We start from the raw sequence: 22,244 nt of genomic DNA, 5'->3' as shown, positions 1-22,244 counted from the left end.
TACATAGAAAGGAGGTAGCGCCCATGACAGCTTATGAGATTATTTCAATCTTTATAGGGATATTGGCATTATTGATGTCCTTTGGCAGCTTGATTGTAGCGATTATCGCCTTTCTCGATAAGAGAAATAAGCGAAAATAAAATGCCCACCCTGTCTGACCACAGGATGGGCGGCGTCCGTAAGGACGTGTAACCTTTAACTTTGGGAGCATCCACTTTTGGAGCGGGTGCTTTTTTTTACATTTTCATTATAATCAATTAATCCCAAAGATTCAAGTGTTTTTTGTTTTTAGATTGAGTGAGATTTTAGTTCATCATAAAAGGCATCAAGTAGTAACTCTTAATTTTTCTCGGTGAAGGTTTTTTCAGTGGCGGTCAGAGGACAGTCTTTGCAGATGCGGGGGATGCCGCCCTGTCTGCAAGGACGTACCCTCTGCCAAGATTGTATTTTATCAAAAAATTCTCGTTGCATTTTTAACTTTTCTTGTATACAAAATGCGCATGTAGTAAGATAGTGAAAAAGAAAATTTGACACAGTATAGCAGAATTTTGAAAAAGAGGGAGAGCGCGATGGCAGTACATGTAATTGATGAGGCAAACCGGTGTTTGAATTGTAAGAATCCCATGTGTATGAAGGGATGTCCGATCCACACACCGATTCCCATGGTGATCAAGGCATTTAAAGAAGGGAATCTGAACGGAGCAGGGGAGATGTTATTTGAAAATAACCCCATGTCCATGATCTGTTCTCTTGTGTGCAATCATGAGAATCAGTGCGAGGGCCACTGTATCCTGGGAAGGAAGGGCGAGCCGGTCCATATCAGCAGCATAGAAAATTATATCTCTGATACTTATTTTGACAAGATGCAGATTCCCTGTGAGCCGAAAAACGGCAAAAAGGTGGCGGTCATCGGCGCCGGTCCGGCGGGGATCACCATTGCGATCCTTTTGACGAAGAAAGGCTACAGCGTGACGATCTTCGATTCGCGGGATAAGATCGGTGGAGTCTTACAGTACGGGATTCCGGAGTTCAGGCTCCCCAAGACCATATTGGAGCGGTACAAGAAGAAGCTGCGCCAGATCGGGATCAAGATCCGTCCCAACACGACCATTGGCGGCGCGCTGGAGATCAAGGATCTGTTCCGGGATGGCTATCAGAGCATCTTTATCGGCACCGGCGTGTGGCGTCCGAAGACCCTGGGGGTGAAGGGGGAATCTTTGGGAAATGTACATTTTGCCATCGATTATCTGGCAAATCCCGACGCCTATGAGCTGGGTGAAACCCTGGCGATCATAGGGATGGGCAATTCCGCCATGGATGTGGCGCGCACGGCTCTGCGCAAGGGCGTACGGAAGGTGACGCTGTATGCCCGCGGACTAAACAGCACAGCCAGCGGACATGAGACCGCCTATGCGAAGCTGGATGGAGCGGAGCTGGAGTTTGGCAAACAGATCCTGGAGATCAACGACGACGGCCCGGTATTCCGGGAGATTTATTTTGATGAGGAGGGCAACAAGACCGGGGAGGCAGAGGAGCCGATGCAGGTCTATGCGGATTCCACGGTTATTTCCATCAGCCAGGGGCCAAAGAGCAAGCTGGTCAATACCACAGAAGGGCTTAAGGCGTCTAAGAATGGTCTTCTGATGACCAACAGCTTTGGTGAGACGACCCATCCGGGAATATTTGCGGCGGGTGACGTGGTGCTGGGGGCAAAGACTGTTGTGGAGGCCACGGCTTACTCCAAGCTGGTGGCAGAAGCCATGGATAAATACATGAGGGGCGAGCTGCCGGAGGAAGAAGGCGGGGAGACGGACAAAAGATAAGAGGAGTGTAGAGTATGCCATACGGAGTGATCGTAAACTGCGGCGCAGTGCTGCTTGGAGGATTTATCGGAGCATTTTTAAAGAGTCATTTTTCGGAGAAGCTTAAGGAGGCGCTGCCCAATGTGTTCGGGCTATCCGCCATCACCATGGGGATCACGCTGATCACGAAGATGGAGAGCCTTTCGGCAGTGATCCTGGCGATGATCATAGGGACGGTGATCGGGGAGCTTCTCATGCTGGAAGAACGGCTGCTGCATGGTCTAAAGGGACTGGAGGCAAAGCTGCCGTTCAGCCTGGATGAGAAGCAGCTGGACGTGCTGATCAGCATGATCATCCTGTTCTGCTTCAGCGGCACCGGGATCTTCGGCGCTATGAATTCGGCTATGACCGGGGACCACTCGATCCTGTATGCGAAGGCCATCATGGATTTCTTCACTGCGATCATATTTGGTACGACTGCCGGGTATCTGGTGGGCTTTGTGGCGGTGCCTCAGTTCGTGGTGGGACTGCTGTTATTCAGTGGTGCGACCTATATCCTGCCGATGGTAACCGATACCATGCTTAACAACTTTAAAGCCTGCGGTGGTATGATCACGCTGGCGGTGGGCCTAAAGATCGCGGGGATCAAGTATTCACGGGTGTTAAACATGCTTCCGGCGCTGGTGCTGGTATTTTTCTTCTCCCTGGTCTTATAAACGGTTCAGTAAATAAATTCATATCAAATCTGTATTTTCTGCCGCAGGGGCAGGCTGTCACTGGATGTACAGCCCGTTTTCTGCGGCAGAATTGCGGTAATGGTCCATGGCAAGAGCGATGAAGGTCTGGGCCGCCTTTGAAAGATAATGGCCCTTCTTATATGTGGCGCACAGCTCCCAGCGGGGGCGCTGCGGCAGATAGAAATACGCGATATCCTCCTGGTCCAGCGCATAATTTCCGGAAAGCAGGGAACATGCCATATGGTTCTTTACCAGGTTGCCCATGGTGCGGTTGCTGGCGGTCTCAAACAGCAGCCGGGGGGTGAAGCCCGCTTCTTCAAACAGCGGGTCAATCACGGAGCGCATGGTTGAATTCTTAAACATCAGAACGAAATACTCATCTTTGAAATCCCTCAGATCAGCAGTTGCAAATGGTTCCCCCGGCGGATTGGCATTCTGAGCCAGCGGATGGCCGCGCGGCACCGCCAGGAAGATGTCTTCGTAGTAAATATGGAGATACTCGTCGCCGGTCTTGTCTTTTTCGCAGAGGGTCACAAATCCCAGGTCAAGATATCCCCTGGATATCAGGGACTGCTGCCTGCGGACTCCGATCTCCTGCGGTTCTATGGTGATATACGGAAACCGCCGGTGAAATTCAGGATATATGCTCATCAACATGTTGATCCCACGCTCAGGAGTAAGGCCGATGGAGAGGCTTCCGGTCTTGTTGTCGGTGATGTCATGCAGGATATTGTAGGCTTCCTTTTTCAACTGAAGGATCTGACGTCCGTAGTCTACGTAGACTTTTCCGGCTTCCGTCAGGCGAAGATCATTTTTGCTCCGGTGGAACAGGGGCGTGCCAAGCTCCGCCTCCAGTTTTAATAGCTGCTGGTTCAGGCCCGACTGAGAAATAAACATCTTTTCCGCAGCTTTTGTGATACTGCATTCATCTGCAATCTGAACGATATATTCTATTTGCTTTAAATCCATACCGCACCTCTTTTCTTTAAATGATAAATCGTAACCGTTACAATAAATAAGTTTTGCTTAGTCATTAACTAAAAAGAAGTAATTTGACTTAGTTATATATATTTTATACAATATATTTAAGAAAAGGGCAATAAAAAATGCCCACAGATTTTTGCAAAAATTCTTTTCTAATAATAGTGATGAACAAAGAGGAGGACGAGATGATGTCACCGAGAATTGAGAAAATGGAAGTATGGCCGGTTGCGGGAAGCGACTGCATGGAGTTGAATTTGAGCGGCGCCCACGCTCCGTATTTTACCAGGAATGTGGTGATCCTGTACGCCGACAATGGAGAGACCGGCGTGGGAGAGGTGCCGGGAGGAGAAAAGATCACGAAGGCGCTGGAGGAATGTATCCCCCTTGTCGTAGGTACCCGGGTGGCAGAATACAAGAGTACGCTTTTAAAGGTGAAAGCGCATCTGGATGCGAAGGGCGAGGAGGATGTGCGGGGAAACCAGACCTTCGACCTGCGCACCGGCGTCCATGTGGTCACCGCGATCGAGGCTCCCTGCCTGGATCTTCTTGGAAAGCATCTGGGAGTCCCGGTCTGCGAACTGCTTGGAGACGGGCAGCAGAGGGACAAGGTCAGGATGCTGGGCTATCTGTTCTTTGTGGGCGACCGCAATAAGACGGATCTGCCATACGTATCGGAGCCGGATGCGGACTGCGACTGGTACCGGATCCGTCATGAGGAGGCTCTGACCGCCGAGAAGATCGTGGCATACGCAAAGGCAACCCATGAAAAATACGGATTCCAGGATTTCAAGCTGAAAGGCGGCGTGCTGGCGGGCAACGAGGAGATGGACGTGATACGGGCGCTCAAAAAAGAATTTCCGGATGCGCGGATCGACTTAGACCCCAATGGCGGCTGGCTGTTAAAGGAAGCGGTCGAGTATGTGAAAGGGATGGAAGGAATCCTGACCTACTGTGAAGACCCCTGCGGGGCTGAGGGAGTATATTCCGGCAGGGAGATCATGAGCGAGTTCCGCCGCCGTACCGGATTCCCCACGGCGACCAACATGATCGCCACAGACTGGCGCGAGGTTGGGCATTCCTTAGAATCCCAGGCGGTTGATATTATCCTTGCAGATCCTCATTTCTGGACCATGAGCGGTTCCGTGCGGGTTGCACAGATGTGCCATGATTTTGGATATACATGGGGTTCCCATTCCAACAATCACTTTGACATCTCCCTGGCTATGTTTACCCAGGTCGGCGCCGCAGTGCCGGGACAGTACAATGCGCTGGATACGCACTGGATCTGGCAGGAGGGCTTAGAGCGCCTGACAAAAGAGCCGCTGCAGATCGTGGACGGCTGTGTGGCAGTCCCGAAAAAACCTGGTCTGGGCGTGGAAGTGGATATCGAGCAGGTGAAAAAGGCAAACGAGGTGTACTTGAAGAATTGTCTGGGCGCCAGGAATGATGCCATGGGAATGCAGTATCTGATCCCGGGGTGGAAATTTGATCCGAAAAAGCCTTGCCTGGTCCGATAAGTGGACAAGCTGAGAAGGGAGAAAAGAAATGTCACATGAAGTACAGATGCTCCTGGGCCTGTTCCTGGGAATCGCGGTTATGATCATCCTGGTCATGAAGACCAAGACACATACATTTATTGCCCTGCTGCTGGCGGCGCTGATCGCCGGACTGGTCGGGAAGATGGCTCCGGCCGAGGTGATAAACGCCATCCAGGACGGATTTGGAAACACGCTGAAAAGTACGGGCATCATCATCGGCCTGGGCGTTATGATGGGCGGCATCCTGGAAAAATCAGGAGCTGCAGAACGGCTTGCCTATACGTTTATCAAGCTGATCGGAAAAGGAAAAGAAGAATGGGCTTTGGGCATCACCGGATGGATCGTATCGATCCCGGTATTTGCGGACTCGGCAGTGGTTATTTTTGCACCGCTTTGTAAAGCGCTCTCAAGGGTGACCGGCAAGTCCGTGATCGGCCTGGCGCTTGCCATGGCCTGCGGGCTGCAGTGCACGCACGCCATGGTTCCGCCAACACCCGGCCCGCTGACGGCGGCAGGAATGATGGGCGTCGATGTGGGGCAGATGATCCTGGTGGGTACCGCATTGTCAATCCCGATCTTTATCGCCTCGATTCTGTACTCCAAATGGATCGGCAGGAAGATCTATCAGATCCCGATGACAGACGGGACCTTTGACCGGAAAGAGTTTAAAAAAGAATACATAAAGACCATGGATCAGTTGGATACCATCATGAATGCCAAAGAGCTTCCGGGGCTTGGCAATTCCCTGTCCCCGATCATTGTCCCGCTTATCCTGATCTTCTGCAAAACAGCGCTCAGCCTGACTTCTATTGAGAGCGGACTGCTATTTGATGTGGTAACCCTGGTGGGTTCCCCCATCGTGGCGCTGGCTATCGGTACGACCCTTGCCGTATATGGGCTTGGGGCAAAGCTGGACCAGAAGGGCGTCATCGGAATCATGAACGAGAGCATCAAGGATACGGGTATCATCATGCTGATCACCGGCGCGGGCGGCGCCCTGGGTAATGTGGTGAAAGTCAGCGGTATCGGCGATGTGCTTGGTTCCATGGTGGTCGGCTGGCCGATCCCTGCGATCCTGATTCCGGTTATCATTGCGGCTCTCATGAGGATCGCGCTGGGTTCTGCAACCGTGGCGATCACCACGGCGGCATCCCTGACCGCGCCGTTGATCCCGATGCTTGGCTTAAGCCCGGTCCTGCTGGCGCAGGCGAGCTGTATCGGTGCGATCGCATTTGGCTATTTTAACGACAGTGGTTTCTGGGTATTCAACGGAATGTTCGGGCTTACGGAGATGAAGGACCAGTTGAAGTGTAAGACGGCGGTGTCCATGGTGATGGCGGGTGTCGGCGTTGCGGAGCTGCTGATCATAAACATGTTTATTTAACGGACTGACAAAATATTTTGCAGGATGAGGAGGGGCAGGAGATGGAAAAGATCATTTTGGACAGCGCGATCAAATTCGGAGCCGGACGGTACCGCCAGGACAAAGGGATCCTTGAAGAATGCGGCGGGGAGATAAAAAGGTTTGGAACGAAAGCCTGTGTCGTTGCGGGGCCGAGGGCGTTTGACGCGGTAAAGGACAGGCTTCTGCCCGGATTTGAGCGCGCGGGGCTGGACTATGTGGTGGAGATCTATGAAGGCCCGTGCAGCTATGAGGCGGCAGCAGAATATGCCGGGAAATGTCTGGCCGCAGGCTGCGATGAGGTAGTAGGGATCGGTGGCGGAAGGATCATGGACTTTTCCAAGGCGGTGGCGGAATACGCTCATCTGGGAACGGTCAACATCCCCACATCTATCTCCACCTGCGCCGCGTTTACCACCATGAGCGTCATGTATACGCCGGAGGGAGCAAAGAAGGACTGCTGGCGGTTTGAGCATGAGATCGATGCGGTCCTGGTGGACATGGAAGTGATTGCCCGGTGCCCGGTCCGCTATGCGGCGGCCGGTATCCTGGACGCGATGGCGAAACGCATTGAGATCCAGAACGGCAAGCCGGTCATGCGTCTGGAAGAAAATAAATTCGATCTGTTCACGGCATTTAAAATGGCGGAATATACCTATGAGGTGCTGGAAACATACGGACCGGAGGCAGTGGAGGATATCCGGAAGGGAAGACTGACGAAGGCGGTGGAGGATGTCACTTTTATCAGTATCGCAGTGACCGGCGTGATCGCCAATATCACCAAAAGCTTCAGACAATCGGCGCTGGGACATCTGCTGTACGACGGGATCCGCACTCATTTTACAAAAGAGGCAGCAGGCGCGCTTCACGGGGAGATCGTGGCGGTGGCGCTGTTTACACAATTGTACTATAATCAGCTCAGCCAGGAAAAAGACAGGCTGAAGGAGTTTATGAGGAATATGGATATGCCGCTGACCCTAAAGGAGCTGGGGGTAGAACCGTTTGAAGCAAACTTAAAGGTGCTGGAGGATTATCTGATCGATTCCCCCTATGTGGAGCCGTCGGAAGAAAGCTTAAAACGTCTGCATGGGGCGATGCGGCAGATGTGCTGAGCGGAGGCGGACGAAGGTGTGAGAAGGTGGACAAGTGTGAAAATCCACACCGTAACATAGCTTAATCAACATGGCAAAATCGGACACATACTTGAGGGGGTCGGAGAAATCCGACTCTCTTTGCATTTTAACACAAACGCCTCACCGCTGGCTTTATAATCAGTAGTGGGGCGTTTGTGCGTCCGGGCTTAGGCTTGGATTTCCTGATGATGGCCTCGTGAGTATCCTTGACATAATACTGTGGGATTTCACCCTTGTATTTTTCATGGAAGCAAAAGCCATGAATTCAGGGAGAGGCCAAAGCGCCTTCGTTTGAAAAATAGTTTTCGAACGTATCATTCAACAGTCGGGAAAGGTCCCTGGCGGACGGAGGCAGGTTGCGCCCCGGATGATGGACGAGCAGCAGATAATAGTTCTGCGCCGGTTCAAACGGACGGCTACGGGATAAGGCTTCCGGGGCCAGAAAGCGTGCGGGCAGGATGGTGTCGGCGGCTCCGTTTTGGGATAAAAGCCGGAGGATATCCGGCTGCGCTTCGCACACCATGGCCGCGGGCTGTTCTGACATTTCTTCCATCAGCCGATCCTGCTCCGTGCGCAGGGCGCTGCCGTTTGGCGCAAGCATTACCCGACTCGGCGCTGTTTTTAACGTTTCAGGCGGGCAATCGGAACCGGGGCAAAAGACCAGCTCGTCCTCGTCCAGAATCCGGCTGTCCAGGACAGGGTGATCCTCCTCACAGGAAAAATACAGTCCGAAATCGGCTGAGGCGTTTAGAAGCGCCTCCTGGGCGGCGTCACGGCTGCTTTCCACAACCGACAGGTTCACATCCGGATGCAGGCGCCTAAAATCTTTTGCCACGCTTGTTTTCAGGATATCGGTCAGACCGGGATCGCACTGTAAGTATATCCCGCCGCCGTGTCCGGTTTGGTACGCATCGATATGTCCGGACATTTCCATCTCCATCTGTAAGATATTGCGGGCGAAGTTGACAAAAACTTTGCCTGCGTTGGTTGGCTGTAAATGATTGTGCACACGGGTGAAAAGCTGGGTGCAGAGCATGCTTTCCACGTTGCGGAGATGGCGGGAGAGGGCGGGCTGGGGCAGGAAATATTTTTCTGCGGCTTTTGTAAGGCTTTTCTCATCCACGATGGCAATGATGTACTTTAAAAGCTGTGTGTTTAAATTGATCTCCGGAGCTGTGTGGTGGGCGGCGTGGGCGCGGGCGACCGCTTCCGTGGAAGAACGGGAGTCGGAATCCGGCGTCTGTTCATGGTCAACGATCTGGAGCAGTTCCTCTACCTCCGGAGAGGGGATGGCCTGATAACGGGAATCGGACAGCCGCTCCCGGATCAGAAGACCCGCAAGATAGCGCTCCGGTTCGGTCAGGGTGTGTCCGAATGGATACCGGATGTGGAGGGTCTGGTAGATCGGCGGTTCTAAGGAGCGGTACACCAGTTCCTCGCAGGGGAATACGTGGGCCTGGGAGACCAGCCCCGCTCCGACTGCCTGATGCAGCATGGAATCCACCAGGATCACGTCGTTGGACTCAAAAGTCACCACCGGGCTGAAACCGGCCTCCTCAAAGAGCTCCTCAGCCAGAATCCGGATGCTGTGGCGCGGCCCCTGAAGAACAAAGGGGGTGTCCTTTAGGTCGGAGAGCCGGATGCGCTCTGCCGTCGCCAACGGGTGGGAGACCGGCAGGGAGACCAAAAGCTCCTCGTATGCGATAGGCAGGTCCGTTACCCGGTCCGAATCCTTCCCGGAACCGATGGCAAGATCGATCTGTCCATGCAGGATGGCCCCCGGCTGTTCGCTGGCATACAGTTCCGTGAGGGATAAGTAAATATCGGGATAGCGGTGTGAGAACTGGTTGTAGATCCGGCTGTAAATAATAGCGCCGCGGTTGGGCGCGGTGCCGAGCCGGATGCGGGCGTGGTTTTTGTCGGTTATGGCCCGGAGGGTCTGAAGCATGCGCGTCTGTTCATCCAGGATCTTCTGGGCGCATTCGATCACATACCGGCCCACGGAGGTGGGGGTCAGCTGCCTGTGGTAGCGCAGGAAGATCAAAAATCCCAGGGAAGATTCGTATTCCGCCAGGAATTTGCTCAGGGCGGGCTGGGAGATCCCCAGTACCTGTGCGGCCCCGGAGAGACTGCCCAGGTCGCTAATCGTGACAAGATAGTAAAGCTGGCGTGTGGTCATGGCCGGTCTCCTTTCTGTCTGCTTTCTGTACGTCTCTTTTTCTCCATCATATCCTATTTCAAAATACTGTCAAGAACAAAATGCATTACTATAACTAAAATGATATGAAGCGCATAAGCAATTGAGTTTTGAAAAATCCCATAAAACAGGATATAATGCAAAATGTAAGAACAAAAAAACAAAGAAACAGACAGAAAATCGTCTGTAAAAAAGAAAAATACAAGGAGAAGAGCGTTATGAAAAAAAGGTATGGTTTTCTGGTTGCAGGGGTTATGACAGCGGCAGTACTTGGTATGACAGGCTGCGGAAGCAAGTCTGAGACGGCAGCTGCAACGGCAGCGGCAGGCGGAAATGAAGCGGCGGGAGCAAAGGAAGCGTCAGGGGAGGCCGCAGAGAGCATTGGATTTCCGAAGGGTGAGACGATCACTCTGGTGGTTCCGGGAAAAGCGGGCGGCGGTTCCGATCTGGGTATCCGTTATTACAGCGAGGGCTTAAACCGCATCTATGGCCTGAAGACCACCGTTACCAATTATGACAGCAATACCGTGGGACATCAGACCGTAGCCAATGCGAAACCGGACGGCACGACTCTGACCGTGGCGACCTCCGCGCTGAATATCCAGTATATTACCGGCAATGCGGAAGTGAATCCGATGAAGGATTTTACGCTCATCGCCTGTCTCCAGGACAACGGATTCTCTACACTGGCAGTCCCGGCAGATGCCCCTTATGATGATTTTGCAGGCTTTGTCGAGTATGCCAAGGCCCATCCGGGAGAGTTAAACGCAGGGATGCCCGCGGCGGGCGCCAACACCTTCCTGTTCGGCATGATCACTTCCAAGACCGGGATTGAGTTAAACTCCGTAGAATGTGCTTCTGAGTCGGATCGTTTGACTAACCTGGCAGGCGGGTTCATCGATATCGGCGTTGTGGGCGTGGGAAATGCGCTTGAATATGAAAAAGCGGGCAAGCTAAAGGTTATCGGCACCGTGTCCTCTGACGGGACCACCATTTCCGAATATCCGGAAGAACTGCCGGACAACTATAAGACCTTGCAGGAACAGGGCTTCAAGGATTGTGTCATGTCTGTATACCACTATCTGCTGGGGCCGGCAGGCATGGACGAGACCATGGTTGCAGAGATGAATGCGGCTATGAAAGCGGTCTGTGAGGACGAGACCGTAAGCGCGGGGATCGCCGGGATCGGCAATATTCCGGGCTGGCATGACCTGGCTGAATCCAAGGAGATCCATGACGGCGAGTATGCCCAGGTTGTGGAGATCGCAAAGACGCTTGACCTGTTTGTCCAGGAGTAATGAAATAGAGAAACGCTGAGATTTAACATGACTGTCCTGGGAGAACGCTCCCGGGACATTTTAAAAGAAAGGGGAATTACCTATGAAAATGCGTAGAGATACCATCACCGGAATCACCGGCCTGTTGGGATGCGCTTTCTTCCTGTTTGCAACCCAGTCCATCAAACAGCCGGCAAAGCTTTTAGAGCCAGGCCCGCGCCTGCTGCCCTATGTGGCGATCGCGCTTGTGGCGATGAGTTCCGTGGCGTTGATCATAAAAGGCGTAAAGGAGTGGATGAAAGAAGAAAAGCCGTACTTTCCGAAGGGCGGCGTGCTTAAGATCACCAGGAGCTACCTGATGCTGATCGTCTACGCGGTGGCTATGACCTGGTTGGGATTTTTGATCAGCACTCCGTTTGCAACCTTTGCATTTATCTATGACTTAAAGGGAGTCAGCAAGGTGAAGCCGGTCACGGCGGTTATCATTTCCGTGCTGGTGACTGCGGGTCTCTATGCCATGTTTGTGTACGGTTTCCAGGTGAAGCTGCCGGCCGGAATCCTGTTTGATTAAAAGAAAGGAGAGAAAAACAAATGACAGAATATATAAGTGCGCTTCTGGTCTGCTTACAGCCGATCAACCTGCTGCTGATCATTGCGATGGTCTGTCTGGGCATTGTGTTCGGAGCGATCCCGGGGCTTTCCGCAACGCTGGGGATTGCGCTTTTGCTGCCCGTGACCTTTGGTCTTTCCACAGAGACCTCGTTTGTACTGCTGCTTGCAATCTGGATCGGCGGCGTGTCGGGAACCTTTATTTCCGCGGTGCTTATCGGAATCCCGGGTTCCTCCTCGGCGATCGCGACCTGCTTCGACGGGTTTCCCATGACCAAGAACGGCCAGGCCAGCAAAGCTCTGGGCATTGGCATGACTGCGTCCTTTATCGGTACGGTGGGTTCGGTGGCTCTGGCGACGGTTCTTTCCCCGGTGATCGCAGAGTTTGCTTTGCACCTGGGACCGTGGGAGTATTTTTCCCTGTGCTTCTGCGCCATCACCCTGATCGCTTCCCTCTCTAAGGGAAATATCTTTAAAGGGATTATGGCGGCGGGCATCGGCCTTCTGCTGGGGTGTATCGGTATGGACCCGATCAATGGCTCCAACCGTTTTATCTTTGGAAATGTGTATTTAAGTTCCGGCATCAGCACGGTAGCCCAGATGCTGGGAATGTTCGCAATGTGCCAGATCATCCGGGATTCCGCCAAAGGCGAGGCGAAGATGCCGGAGGCCGACGTGGTGAATATGAAGGGGCTGGGCGTTGGCTTCCGGGATATCCTCCAGAATATAAAGACCATTGCGTTTGCCTTTGTTTCCGGCCTGTGGATCGGGTTTTTGCCGGGCATGGGCTCCGGGATCTCCAACATGGTTGCCTACGGCTATGCCAAGAGCATCAGCAAAGATCCGGAGAGCTTCGGGAAAGGCAATCCGGCGGGCGTCTGGGCCTCTGAGACCGCAAACAACGCGTCCCTGGGCGGAGCATTGATCCCGATGATGGCCCTGGGTATCCCGGGGGACGGGATCACGGCGATGCTGATCGCAGGACTTACGATCCACGGGCTTCAGGCGGGCCCCCTGTTCATGACGGAGCAGCCGGACCTGGCAATGCTGATCTTTGCCTGTGTAATGGTGGCGGCGATCGTGACCTATATCGTCCAGATCGTCACAAAACGCTGGTTCCCGTACATACTGAAGGTTCCGTACCATTACCTGTATACGGTGATCCTGGTTATCTGCTACATCGGAGGATACGGGATCTCCAACACCATGTTTAACATTTATGTGATGCTGGCTCTGTGCCTGCTGGCAATCTTTATGAGCATGAGCGGGCTTCCCACTTCACCGCTGGTGCTGGCGTTTATCCTGTCCAGCAAGCTGGAGCGGTATTTCCGTCAGGGGATCAGCTATGCGCATGGCAGTTACTCCGAGTTCTTTACCCGCCCGATCTCCTGCGCATTGCTGCTGGCTTCCGTGTTCTGCGTGATCTGGCCGGTTTTATCGGAGCACTTGAAGAACAAAAAAGAGGCCGCGTCCGCAGCGGCCGGGAGCGATAGTAACGATGACTGAGTTTGTCAGTGATTTAAGGGACAAGCCCCAGTTCCCGGAATTTCCTGAGGTCAGGATCAGCTATGGGAGCCTTCCTTCCATGCTGAGGAAATTCGACCGGTTTGCCCGCAAGGACTGCTTTGTGGGCAAAACCCGGGAAGAATTTGAACAGTGGAGGAGTAAAATGAGGACGCTCCTAAAAGATCTGTTGGGCTTTGAGAAGATGGAAACCTGCCCTTTAAGCCCGGTGCTTGAGGAGACGGTGATCCTGCCGGGCGGCGTCCGGAGAGAACATGTGAGGATCCAGGTGGAGCCGGATGTCTGGATGACTATGTACCTTCTGGTCCCTACGGGAGCCGGTCCGTCCTCCATGCCGTTTTTATGCCCGCCCGGACATAACGGCGCGGGGAAATATACGGTGGCGGGTCTGGGACAGTACCGCGCGGTACGGACAAAGATCCGGCAGTATGGTTATGACTACGGCTGTCAGCTTGCAAAACTGGGTTATGTGGCGGTCTGTGCGGACTGCCGGGGCTTTGGAGAACGCCGGGAAAATGCTGAGGACACACAGAACCCGGATACAGCCATGAGAGGGGACTGTTACCGTCTCGCGCACATGGGAGAGCCTCTGGGAATCCCGGTGGCCGGGATGTTTACCTGGGATCTGATGCGGGCCGTGGATTATCTTCTGGAGCAGGGAGAATGGGATACGTCTGCCATCGGCTGTCTCGGATTTTCCGGCGGCGGGATGCAGACGCTCTGGCTGGCGGCTCTGGACGACCGGATCCGTCTGGCAGTGGTCAGTGGATATCTGTACGGGTTTAAGGACGCGCTGCTGGCTCTGAATGAAAACTGCTCCTGCAACTATGTGCCTCATCTTTGGGAGCATCTGGATATGGGCGATATTGCAAGCCTGATCGCTCCAAGGCCGCTTCTTGTCCAGTCCTGCCGGGAAGACAGACTGAACGGGCCGCGGGGAATCGCCAATGTTATGGAACAGATGGAAACCGTACATGCGGCGTACCGTCTTTTGGGCGCGCCGGACCGGGTCCTGCATGAGATCTGTGAAGGACCTCACCGGTGGCACGGCGGGAATCTGAAAACGAATTTGGAACAGCTTATCGACGGGGAGGCTTTTCATGGATAAATTACAACTCAGGAAAACAATCCTGGAACAAATAGAACGGCCCCGGATTCCGGACCGGGAATTCCAGGCCCCGCTGCTTGGCGTGACGCCGGACCGTGACAGGGTGCAGACGGACGCCCTGCAAAATGCTATCGATCTGGTCAGCAGGGAGGGCGGCGGCAGGCTTGTGATTCCGGCCGGCAGATACCGCACCGGGGCTTTGCGGCTCAAGAGCGGGGTGGAGCTGCACCTTGAGAGCAGAGAGACGGTCATTCTGTTTGAGAATGAGAATCCGGAGGTTCATTATCCAGTGGTGTTTACACACTGGGAGGCGACGCCATGCTACAACTACAGCCCGCTTGTCTATGCCTGCGGCGTCCATGATATTGCGGTGACGGGGGAAGGGATACTGGACGGCGGGGCGGATGAGGCGCACTGGTGGGACTGGCATCATCAGGTGGAAAACGCCTGGTCGGATGACAGGCCAGATCTGCAGCTTGAGGACCGCAACAGGCTTCGGCGGATGAATCTGGAGGGTGTTCCGGTTAAGCAGCGGGTGTTCGGGCCGGGACATTACTTAAGGCCGAATTTTGTCCAGCTGATCCGCTGTGAGCGGGTGCTCCTTGAGGGCTTCACCCTGCGCCGCAGCCCCATGTGGCAGTTGAATCCGGTCATGTGCCGCAGCCTTACGGTGGACGGGGTCATGCTTTCCAGTCATGGAGCCAACAATGACGGCTGCGACCCGGAAAGCTGCAATGGGGTACATATCTTAAACTGCCGGTTTGACACCGGCGATGACTGTATCAGCTTAAAGTCCGGCCGGGACCGGGACGGGCGGATCGCTAACGTGCCCTGTGAGAATGTTCTGATCGAACAGAATGAATTTGCGGACGGTCATGGAGGGATCGCCCTTGGCAGCGAGATGAGCGGTGGGATCCGCCGTGTGCTGGCAGTCAACAACCGTTTCAGCAGCCCCAATCTGACCTATGCACTGCGCTTAAAGACCAACGCGCGCCGGGGCGGCCGGGTGGAGGATGTGATTCTGGCTGACAGTGTGATGGATCATGTCCACGGGGCGGCGGTCCACGGTACCATGCTGTACGAGGACGGAAGAAATGGGAGCGATCTGCCTGTATTCCACAACATAACGGTGGAAAATATCACCGCCCATGGAGGCGATTACGGAATCTTTTTGGAGGCGTTTGAGGAAGTCCCCATAACCGGGCTGAAGCTGTGCAATATCCGGATCGACGGAGTTGCGCGGCCTATGCGCGGCATGAACTGGAAGGAGCCGTTTATAGAGCGGGTGGTGATCAATGGAAAGCGTTTTCCTCGTCCGGATCATGTGAGGATACTGGGGGTGCCTGTGAGGGGACGGGCGGTGGAGGCTTCCGCCGAAAACTGCGGCGGCCAGGGACCCTGCCGTTTTTTGTGGCAGACCTCCGTGGACGGCGTGGAGTGGGAGGACAAAGGCGTGGGAGAGACATTTTTCATGAAAGAAAAGAGCCTTGCCGCTCATTATGTGAGGGTGACAGCTGAGGATGACAGCGGAAATACAGAAACCAGCAAAAGTTACAGGATTCTTGAAGAGACGGAGGCTGGTATTCTGGAGAATGAGGAGCGGCAGCGTCTGTTCTGCCGCGGGATGCTTTGCGGGCTGGAGCGGACGCCAGAGGACGCTCTGATCACCAGGGGACAGCTGGCAGAGATGATGGGGCCGCTGGCTCAGTCAGTGCCAACAGCCCTTGTGACGTTGGAAAAAGATGCCATGGCTGCTGCGATCCGAAATGGTTTTCTTGCGCCGGATGCAGAAAAAGGGGCATGGCCGGAGGGCTATGTGACCCGTCAGGAGATGGCGACGGTAGCTATGCAGGCGTGCGGTGTGAATTACCGGAACGCGTCCAGCACCATGCCGGACTGCGCCGATGTGTGCCAGGTGAGTAACAATTACGGCACCAATGTGGCACGCGCCCTGTACTTTGGATTTATGGAGCTGGACCCGGACGGCTGCTTCGCGCCGCGGCGTTTTGTGACTGTGGGAGAAGCCGTGTGGGTTTTAAACCGGGTGGCTGATTTTGCCGGGATCTGATGGGATTTGATGGGAACTGACGGAATCTGGTGGGACCTGGCAGCATCTGACGTTATGACAAGGATGATGAAGGAGAATGAATTTGATGTGGTTAGAGTATTTTTCACAATATATGAAAACAGCTTTTCCACGGTTCCTCAGCGAGAAGCCATGGAATTATAAGGATGACCTCTGCGTAATCGGGGCGGCGAAGCTGGCCGCGGCGACAAAGGACCCGGTCTGGAACCGTTATATTGCCGACAGCGGCAGATGGTTGGTGAAGGAGGATGGCTCCGTATCCAATTGGAATGAGGGTGAACACAATATTGATAAGGTCAGTTTTGGGAAATCCCTGCGGATCTTAAGGGACTTGACTGGAGATCTGCGTTACGGGGAAGGGGTTAAAAAGGCATATGAATTTTTAAAGGATTATCCGCGGACAGAGACGGGGAATTTCTGGCACAAGGATATCTATCCGGACCAGGTGTGGCTGGACGGCCTTTACATGGCGATGCCGTTTTATGCCAAATGCCTTGCAGAGAGCGGGGAGGATGGCTGGGACGATGTGCTGGACCAGTTTGAGAGTGCGCACCGTCTTCTGTGGAATGAGGAGAGCCGGTTATACCTTCACGGGTGTGACGTGAGCCGCAGGGCGGCCTGGGCGGACCCGGTGACTGGATGCAGCCCGGCAGTCTGGCTGCGGGCGGAAGGGTGGTTTTTGATGGCGCTGACCGATGTCTACGAGCTGGCAAAGGATCACACCCCGCGGGCAGCAAAACTGGCGGAGCTTCTAAAGAATGCTGTGGACGGTATCATGCAGTATCAGGATGAGACGGCCCATATGTTTTTCCAGGTAGTGGACCAGGCCGGATACCCAGGCAACTATCTGGAAACCTCCGGGAGCGCGATGGCAGCATATGCGATGATGAAGGGCGCGCGCCTGCACATGCTTCCGGATCCTTATGGGGAGCAGGGCAGCCGGGTTCTGGACGGCATCCGCGATATGTATCTGAGAAAGGAAGCGGACGGCTGGCATCTCTACGGGATCTGCGCCAGCGCAGGACTTGGCGAGGGGCCTGACCCTCACAACCGTAAGGACCGCAGCGGAAAGACGGAATACTACGTAAGCGAGCCGCAGATGACGGACAACCAGCACGGGACCGGAGCCTGTATGATGGCGGTCAGTGAACAGCTGCTCAGGGGCCGTCAGGATGGAAAGGGGGATGGAGCATGCTGCAATTAGGGCTTCGCCTCCATGACGCAGAACAGCTGCCGATAGAAGACCTGCTTCCGGTAGTGAAGGAAAAGGGCTACAGCTGTGTCCATCTTGCTCTTTCCAAAGCAATGAAGGAATATCCCTGCACTCCGTCTGCACTGACGCCCGGTTATGCCCACTATCTGAAGAATCTGTTTGCCCAACATGAAATGGATGTGGCTGTCCTGGGGAATTATTTAAACCTTGCCCATCCGGATCAGGGGGTGATCCGCCAGTCCCTGGAGAAGTATTACGCCCATATCCGGTTTGCCTCCCTGTTGGGCTGCGGCATGGTGGGGACTGAAACAGGCGCTCCCAATGCAGAATACCGGTATTGCCCGGAATGCAGGTCGGATGCGGCGCTGTCCGGTTTCATCCGGAATCTAAAGCCGGTGGTGCGCTGTGCGGAACAGTTCGGAGTGATCCTGGCGATCGAGCCGGTGGCCCGCCATATTGTCTGGAATGCGAAACGTGCACGGACGGTGCTTGATGAGATCGGCTCCCACAATCTCCAGATCCTGTTTGATCCGGTCAACATGTTGGATCTTGAAAATGTGGACCACAGGGAGGAAGTGTTTGCGGAAGCCATAGAGCTTTTAGGCCCGGACATCGCCATGGTGCACTTTAAGGATTTTGTCCGGGTGAAGGAAGGCTATGGCTTGAAAGCTGTTGGAGCGGGGACCGGGGAGATGGATTTTACGCCGGTCATGAAGTTTATTAAAAGGGAAAAACCCTTTATCTATGGCACCCTGGAAAATACCACCCCGGAGAACGCCGCATTCTGCGGGGCGAGGATGAGGGAATTATACGAGAGTGTATAAAAACCTGTCAAATGAGATAATCGGCATGGACCTATATCCAGAAATCCTTTGCCAGCTGAATGAAGGTCCTGGCGGCATTGCTCAGATAGGCGTTTTTCCGGTAGCTGGCGACAATGTCCCAGTGGGGATGCGACGGAAAGGAAAAACAGCAGGTGCCCTCCGGCGCATTTTTCACATAATGCCGGGGGATCACGCCGCAGCACAGGTGGGCCTGGATCATGGAGAGTATGGTGCTGTTGCTGGCGGTTTCAAACAGGATGTTCGGTGTGAAGCCGGAGCTTTTAAAGATCTCGTCGGTGATGGCGCGTATGGTGGATTCTTTGTACATCAGCACAAACGGTTCGTATTGCAGCAGGGACGGGTCTATGACCTTATACGGCTCGCCTGCAGGCGCAGCCATCCCTGCCAGCGGATGGATGCTGGGGATCACCAGGAAGATCTCCTCGCTTCCAAGCTTTATGTAGGCGTCGTTTGTCTTCTGGCGTTCTGACAGGGTCTGGAATCCGATATCTAAATCCCCCTGTGCAATGAGCGCCTGCTGTTTGTGGACACTCAGCTCATGCGGTTCCACGATCACGTTGGGGTAGATCTGGTGAAATGCCGGGTAGACGTGGGTGAACATCTCACTGCCGCGGCCCGGGGTAAAGGCGATGGAGAGCCGGCCTTTTTTGGTGGCGGCCATATCGCTGATGATATTGTAAGTCCGCTGCTTGATCCGCAGGATCTCCCTGGCATTTTCCAAGTAGACCTCCCCTATGGGGGTGGGGCTCCAGTCGGACTTGGTGCGGTGGAACAGCTGGGCGCCCAAGTCCTTTTCCAGCCGTAAAAGCTGCTGGTTGAGTGCTGACTGGGTTAAGTAAAGCTTTTCAGCCGCCCGGGTGATGCTGCGTTCGTCATCAATTTTTACAATATATTCGATCTGTTTTAAGTCCATGACGGGCCTCCTTTTCATGCGCTTCATGAGTATTATAGCGGCCCCATGAGAAAAGGACAATACTTAATAAAAATAAGTTTATAAAAAATATAATTAATTTCACTTATTATTTGCTGTGCAGTATAATGGAATCAGGAAATAACAAAATGAGGAGGATATCATGCCGCGACTTTATGTGAAAATCAAGGAACAGGACAACGTTGCGATCGCTGTCCAGGATATCAAGGCCGGAACGGAAGTGATGGAGGGCGTGACAGCGCGCCAGGACATCCCGCAGGCCCACAAGATCGCCCTCTGTGACATTCCAAAGGACGGAGAGATCATCCGCTACGGGGTGGTATTAGGCTATGCGATCGATCCGATCCAGAAAGGCGACTGGATCAATGAACATATGCTGGAGCTGCCGACCCCGCCGGACGTGGACAGCATGGAGTTTGCGACCAACATCGTGACGGAGCTGCCGACTCCGCCGGTGACCACCTGGGAGGGGTATGTGAATCCCAATGGTGGTCCTGCCGGGACCCGCAATATCCTGGGCATCAGCACTACGGTCCAGTGTGTGACCGGAGTGCTCAATGTGGCGGTGGAGCGGATGAAAAAGGAACTGCTGCCCAAGTACCCGAACGTGGATGACATTGTCCCGATCAACCATGCATATGGATGCGGCGTCGCCATCAATGCGCCGGAGGCGAAGGTCCCGATCCGCGCTCTGCGCAATCTGTCCAAGCATCCGAATTTTGGCGGTCAGATGATGGTGGTAGGACTGGGCTGTGAGAAATTTACGGTGGAAATGCTCTGCGACGAGGCGGACATTACCCCGGAAAATGTGATCATTTTACAGGAGAAAAAGGGATTTGACGATATGATCGATTCCCTGATGGAGATGGCGGAGAAAAAGCTTGCGATCTTAAATGAGCGGAAGCGTGAGACCCTGCCCCTGTCCGATCTGCTGATCGGCATGCAGTGCGGCGGCAGCGACGCATTTTCCGGCGTTTCTGCAAACCCGTCCGCCGGGTACGCGGCAGACATGCTGGTAAAGGGCGGAGCGACCGTGCTGTTTTCCGAGGTGACGGAGGTGCGCGACGGCGTGTACCTGCTGGCGCACCGCTGTATCAACGAGGAGGTGGGCAAAAAGCTGGCCGCCGAGATGAAGTGGTATGACAATTATCTGGAAAACGGACAGGTGGACCGCAGCGCCAACCCGACCCCGGGCAACAAGAAGGGCGGGCTGGCTAACATCGTGGAGAAAGCCATGGGTTCTATCGCCAAGTCCGGCACCTCCCCGATCGTGGAAGTGCTCTCCCCGGCGGAGAAGCCCAGCAAAAAAGGACTGATCTATGCGGCTACCCCGGCCAGCGATATCGTCTGCGGACCGTGCCAGCTGGCTTCCGGCATCGGCCTTCAGGTATTTATGACAGGACGGGGGACCCCTTACGGCCTGGCGATCGCGCCGGTCATCAAGGTCTGCTCCAGAAATGAGATGAAGAATATGTGGCAGGATCTGATCGATGTGAACGCCGGGCCGGTGGCGACCGGAGAGGCCACCATCGAGCAGATCGGGACGAAATTATTCCACGAGATCATCGATGTGGCAAGCGGGCGGAAGCAGTGCTTTGCGGAGAAGTATAAGCTGCACAATGATCTGTGCATCTTTAATCCGGCGCCTATCACCTGATGAGGGGATCGGCGGACGTGCGGGTGCTGTGATATTTGATGGGTAAGACAGAAAAGGATGGTCACGGGGGCTGTCCTTTTTCTGTATCATGGGGATGGGAAATCAGGTCCTGGACCGCAGTATGAAACAATAAGAAATAATGAGAGAAAATGACCTGTTTGACATTTCCCTGTGCACATATTAGAATGAAAAAAGCTGCCTGTATGTTTGTTCGTTTTAGACGGGTAAAGTATACAGTAGACTTTCTATCAGGTGGAGGCGTTGTATTGAAAAAATTAAGATTGTCCTTTCCTTTTTGGTTTCTGATGATATCTTTTTTCGAGATTTTTATGCACCAGATTGGACAAGATTCAAAAAGCATTGTACTGATTGGTCTCAATCCATTACTGGATATGATAGCTGATTCGCAGGGCTATTTATACAATTTGCTGGAATCTGGACGGCAAATTCCGTGTAATACAATTACTGGTCAAATATCGATCTATTGGTATCTGGGTTCCGTTTTGACCTTTCTGTTCTATGGTATTGTCCTGGAAGGGATAAGATCATTATTTCATAAATACAACCGGAAAAGCAGGGGGGACTGAAATAGTGCGTTCACCCTGCAAAGAATTCCTCGCGACCGCGGTACTCACTTTTTATGATCTCAAACATCTCCTCCGGCGTTTCCTGACAGCCGTTTTCCAGCCACATTTTTATGATCTTTGTAAGTCCGCTTTTGAAAAATTCCATATGATATTCGATAAAACGGTTTTCAAAATGCTGCTCTGCCAGATGGCGGTCATAGGTCATGATCCGGTAGTTTCCGTCATATCCCAGGCGGAAATAGGTCTGGTAAATGATCTGGTTATCCCGGATGTGACGAAACAGCTTGAGGTAATCATTGCTGTTGAACCCCTGGGTGATCTCGGCCTGGTACAGTTCGCCAAGGCTGTTTTCCAGCTTTTCCCGTATGGTATCGGCAAGATCGTAGATATCCGTGTAATTGGCATAGAAGGTGCTGCGGTTTAGACTGGAAATCTTGCAGATATCTGATACACTGATCTGCGCCAGTCCTTTTTCCTGGAGCAGTCCGACAAATGCACGCTCAATTTTTTCTATTCTATGTTAAAATGTGGTATTCAAGAAAAATGCAAAATCAAGAAAATGACGGTTGACATCAGCAGAGAAGTGCTTTATACTGTCACCATTATTAAAACTT

General features: G+C 53.5%; 18 protein-coding genes. 14 read left to right on the top strand and 4 right to left on the bottom strand.

The features are described 5' to 3' along the window. Window positions 1–569 precede the first annotated feature (569 nt). Together AB1I67_RS00645 and AB1I67_RS00640 are read left to right on the top strand one after the other, a co-directional pair. Entirely contained in the window at window positions 570–1,823 is a 1,254-nt protein-coding gene (locus AB1I67_RS00645) for an NAD(P)-dependent oxidoreductase (protein WP_367027890.1), read from the top strand. A gap of 14 nt (window positions 1,824–1,837) precedes the next feature. Then, on the top strand, window positions 1,838–2,518 hold the full coding sequence (locus AB1I67_RS00640; protein WP_367027889.1) for a DUF554 domain-containing protein: 681 nt from the start codon (window positions 1,838–1,840) through the stop codon (window positions 2,516–2,518). Window positions 2,519–2,575: 57 nt separating this feature from the next. Here AB1I67_RS00640 and AB1I67_RS00635 read toward each other — a convergent pair whose 3' ends face one another. Next, window positions 2,576–3,508, bottom strand: coding sequence for a LysR family transcriptional regulator (locus AB1I67_RS00635; protein ID WP_367027888.1), 933 nt, complete (start codon window positions 3,506–3,508; stop codon window positions 2,576–2,578). A 200-nt stretch (window positions 3,509–3,708) separates the two neighbouring features. Between AB1I67_RS00635 and AB1I67_RS00630 the strand changes: the two genes are divergently transcribed. From AB1I67_RS00630 to AB1I67_RS00620, 3 genes are read left to right on the top strand one after another with little or no spacing between them, the layout of a single operon-like run. Next, on the top strand, window positions 3,709–5,040 hold the full coding sequence (locus AB1I67_RS00630) for an enolase C-terminal domain-like protein (protein ID WP_367027887.1): 1,332 nt from the start codon (window positions 3,709–3,711) through the stop codon (window positions 5,038–5,040). A gap of 28 nt (window positions 5,041–5,068) precedes the next feature. Further along, window positions 5,069–6,445, top strand: a complete 1,377-nt coding sequence (locus tag AB1I67_RS00625; RefSeq protein ID WP_367027886.1) for a gluconate:H+ symporter — start codon at window positions 5,069–5,071, stop codon at window positions 6,443–6,445. Between the two features lie 41 nt (window positions 6,446–6,486). Further along, entirely contained in the window at window positions 6,487–7,575 is a 1,089-nt protein-coding gene (locus AB1I67_RS00620; protein ID WP_367027885.1) for an iron-containing alcohol dehydrogenase family protein, read from the top strand. 286 nt (window positions 7,576–7,861) lie between these two features. Here AB1I67_RS00620 and AB1I67_RS00615 read toward each other — a convergent pair whose 3' ends face one another. Then, entirely contained in the window at window positions 7,862–9,775 is a 1,914-nt protein-coding gene (locus AB1I67_RS00615) for a LysR family transcriptional regulator (RefSeq protein ID WP_367027884.1), read from the bottom strand. Between the two features lie 236 nt (window positions 9,776–10,011). On the opposite strand from AB1I67_RS00615, the gene AB1I67_RS00610 reads away from it, so the two are divergent. From AB1I67_RS00610 to AB1I67_RS00580, 7 genes are all read left to right on the top strand, one after another. After that, window positions 10,012–11,091, top strand: coding sequence for a tripartite tricarboxylate transporter substrate binding protein (locus tag AB1I67_RS00610; RefSeq protein WP_367027883.1), 1,080 nt, complete (start codon window positions 10,012–10,014; stop codon window positions 11,089–11,091). A gap of 82 nt (window positions 11,092–11,173) precedes the next feature. Next, window positions 11,174–11,641, top strand: coding sequence for a tripartite tricarboxylate transporter TctB family protein (locus AB1I67_RS00605; protein WP_367027882.1), 468 nt, complete (start codon window positions 11,174–11,176; stop codon window positions 11,639–11,641). Between the two features lie 20 nt (window positions 11,642–11,661). Further along, window positions 11,662–13,185 (top strand): tripartite tricarboxylate transporter permease, encoded by a 1,524-nt coding sequence (locus AB1I67_RS00600; RefSeq protein ID WP_367027881.1) that lies wholly within the window; start codon window positions 11,662–11,664, stop codon window positions 13,183–13,185. After that, complete coding sequence (locus tag AB1I67_RS00595; RefSeq protein ID WP_367027880.1) at window positions 13,178–14,311, top strand: alpha/beta hydrolase family protein; 1,134 nt, start codon at window positions 13,178–13,180, stop codon at window positions 14,309–14,311. The genes AB1I67_RS00600 and AB1I67_RS00595 overlap by 8 nt, the downstream gene beginning before the upstream one ends. After that, a complete protein-coding gene (locus AB1I67_RS00590) occupies window positions 14,304–16,379 on the top strand; it encodes a glycoside hydrolase family 28 protein (protein WP_367027879.1) in 2,076 nt (691 codons plus the stop codon). The genes AB1I67_RS00595 and AB1I67_RS00590 overlap by 8 nt, the downstream gene beginning before the upstream one ends. A gap of 85 nt (window positions 16,380–16,464) precedes the next feature. After that, window positions 16,465–17,601: a glycoside hydrolase family 88 protein gene (locus AB1I67_RS00585; protein ID WP_367029126.1), complete on the top strand. Its 1,137-nt coding sequence runs from the start codon at window positions 16,465–16,467 to the stop codon at window positions 17,599–17,601. Further along, on the top strand, window positions 17,589–18,434 hold the full coding sequence (locus AB1I67_RS00580; protein WP_367027878.1) for a sugar phosphate isomerase/epimerase family protein: 846 nt from the start codon (window positions 17,589–17,591) through the stop codon (window positions 18,432–18,434). The genes AB1I67_RS00585 and AB1I67_RS00580 overlap by 13 nt, the downstream gene beginning before the upstream one ends. 31 nt (window positions 18,435–18,465) lie before the next feature. Here the strand turns inward: AB1I67_RS00580 and AB1I67_RS00575 are convergent, their stop codons facing one another. Next, on the bottom strand, window positions 18,466–19,368 hold the full coding sequence (locus AB1I67_RS00575; RefSeq protein ID WP_367027877.1) for a LysR family transcriptional regulator: 903 nt from the start codon (window positions 19,366–19,368) through the stop codon (window positions 18,466–18,468). A gap of 160 nt (window positions 19,369–19,528) precedes the next feature. On the opposite strand from AB1I67_RS00575, the gene garD reads away from it, so the two are divergent. Next, window positions 19,529–21,043: a galactarate dehydratase gene (garD, locus tag AB1I67_RS00570; RefSeq protein WP_367027876.1), complete on the top strand. Its 1,515-nt coding sequence runs from the start codon at window positions 19,529–19,531 to the stop codon at window positions 21,041–21,043. A 597-nt stretch (window positions 21,044–21,640) separates the two neighbouring features. Here garD and AB1I67_RS00565 read toward each other — a convergent pair. Further along, complete coding sequence (locus tag AB1I67_RS00565) at window positions 21,641–21,862, bottom strand: TetR-like C-terminal domain-containing protein (RefSeq protein WP_367029125.1); 222 nt, start codon at window positions 21,860–21,862, stop codon at window positions 21,641–21,643. Between AB1I67_RS00565 and AB1I67_RS00560 the strand changes: the two genes are divergently transcribed. Further along, window positions 21,776–22,054 carry a hypothetical protein gene (locus AB1I67_RS00560; protein WP_367027875.1) on the top strand — a complete coding sequence of 93 codons (279 nt, stop codon included), beginning with the start codon at window positions 21,776–21,778 and terminating at the stop codon, window positions 22,052–22,054. The two genes, AB1I67_RS00565 and AB1I67_RS00560, sit on opposite strands and share 87 nt — an antisense overlap. The last annotated feature ends 190 nt before the right edge of the window (window positions 22,055–22,244 follow it).

Origin of the sequence: Clostridium sp. AN503 (assembly GCF_040719375.1) — a bacterium.
Lineage (GTDB): Bacteria > Bacillota > Clostridia > Lachnospirales > Lachnospiraceae > Brotaphodocola.
Note: the sequence above shows the minus strand (reverse complement) of the source record. Positions and strands in the feature narration are given on the sequence as shown.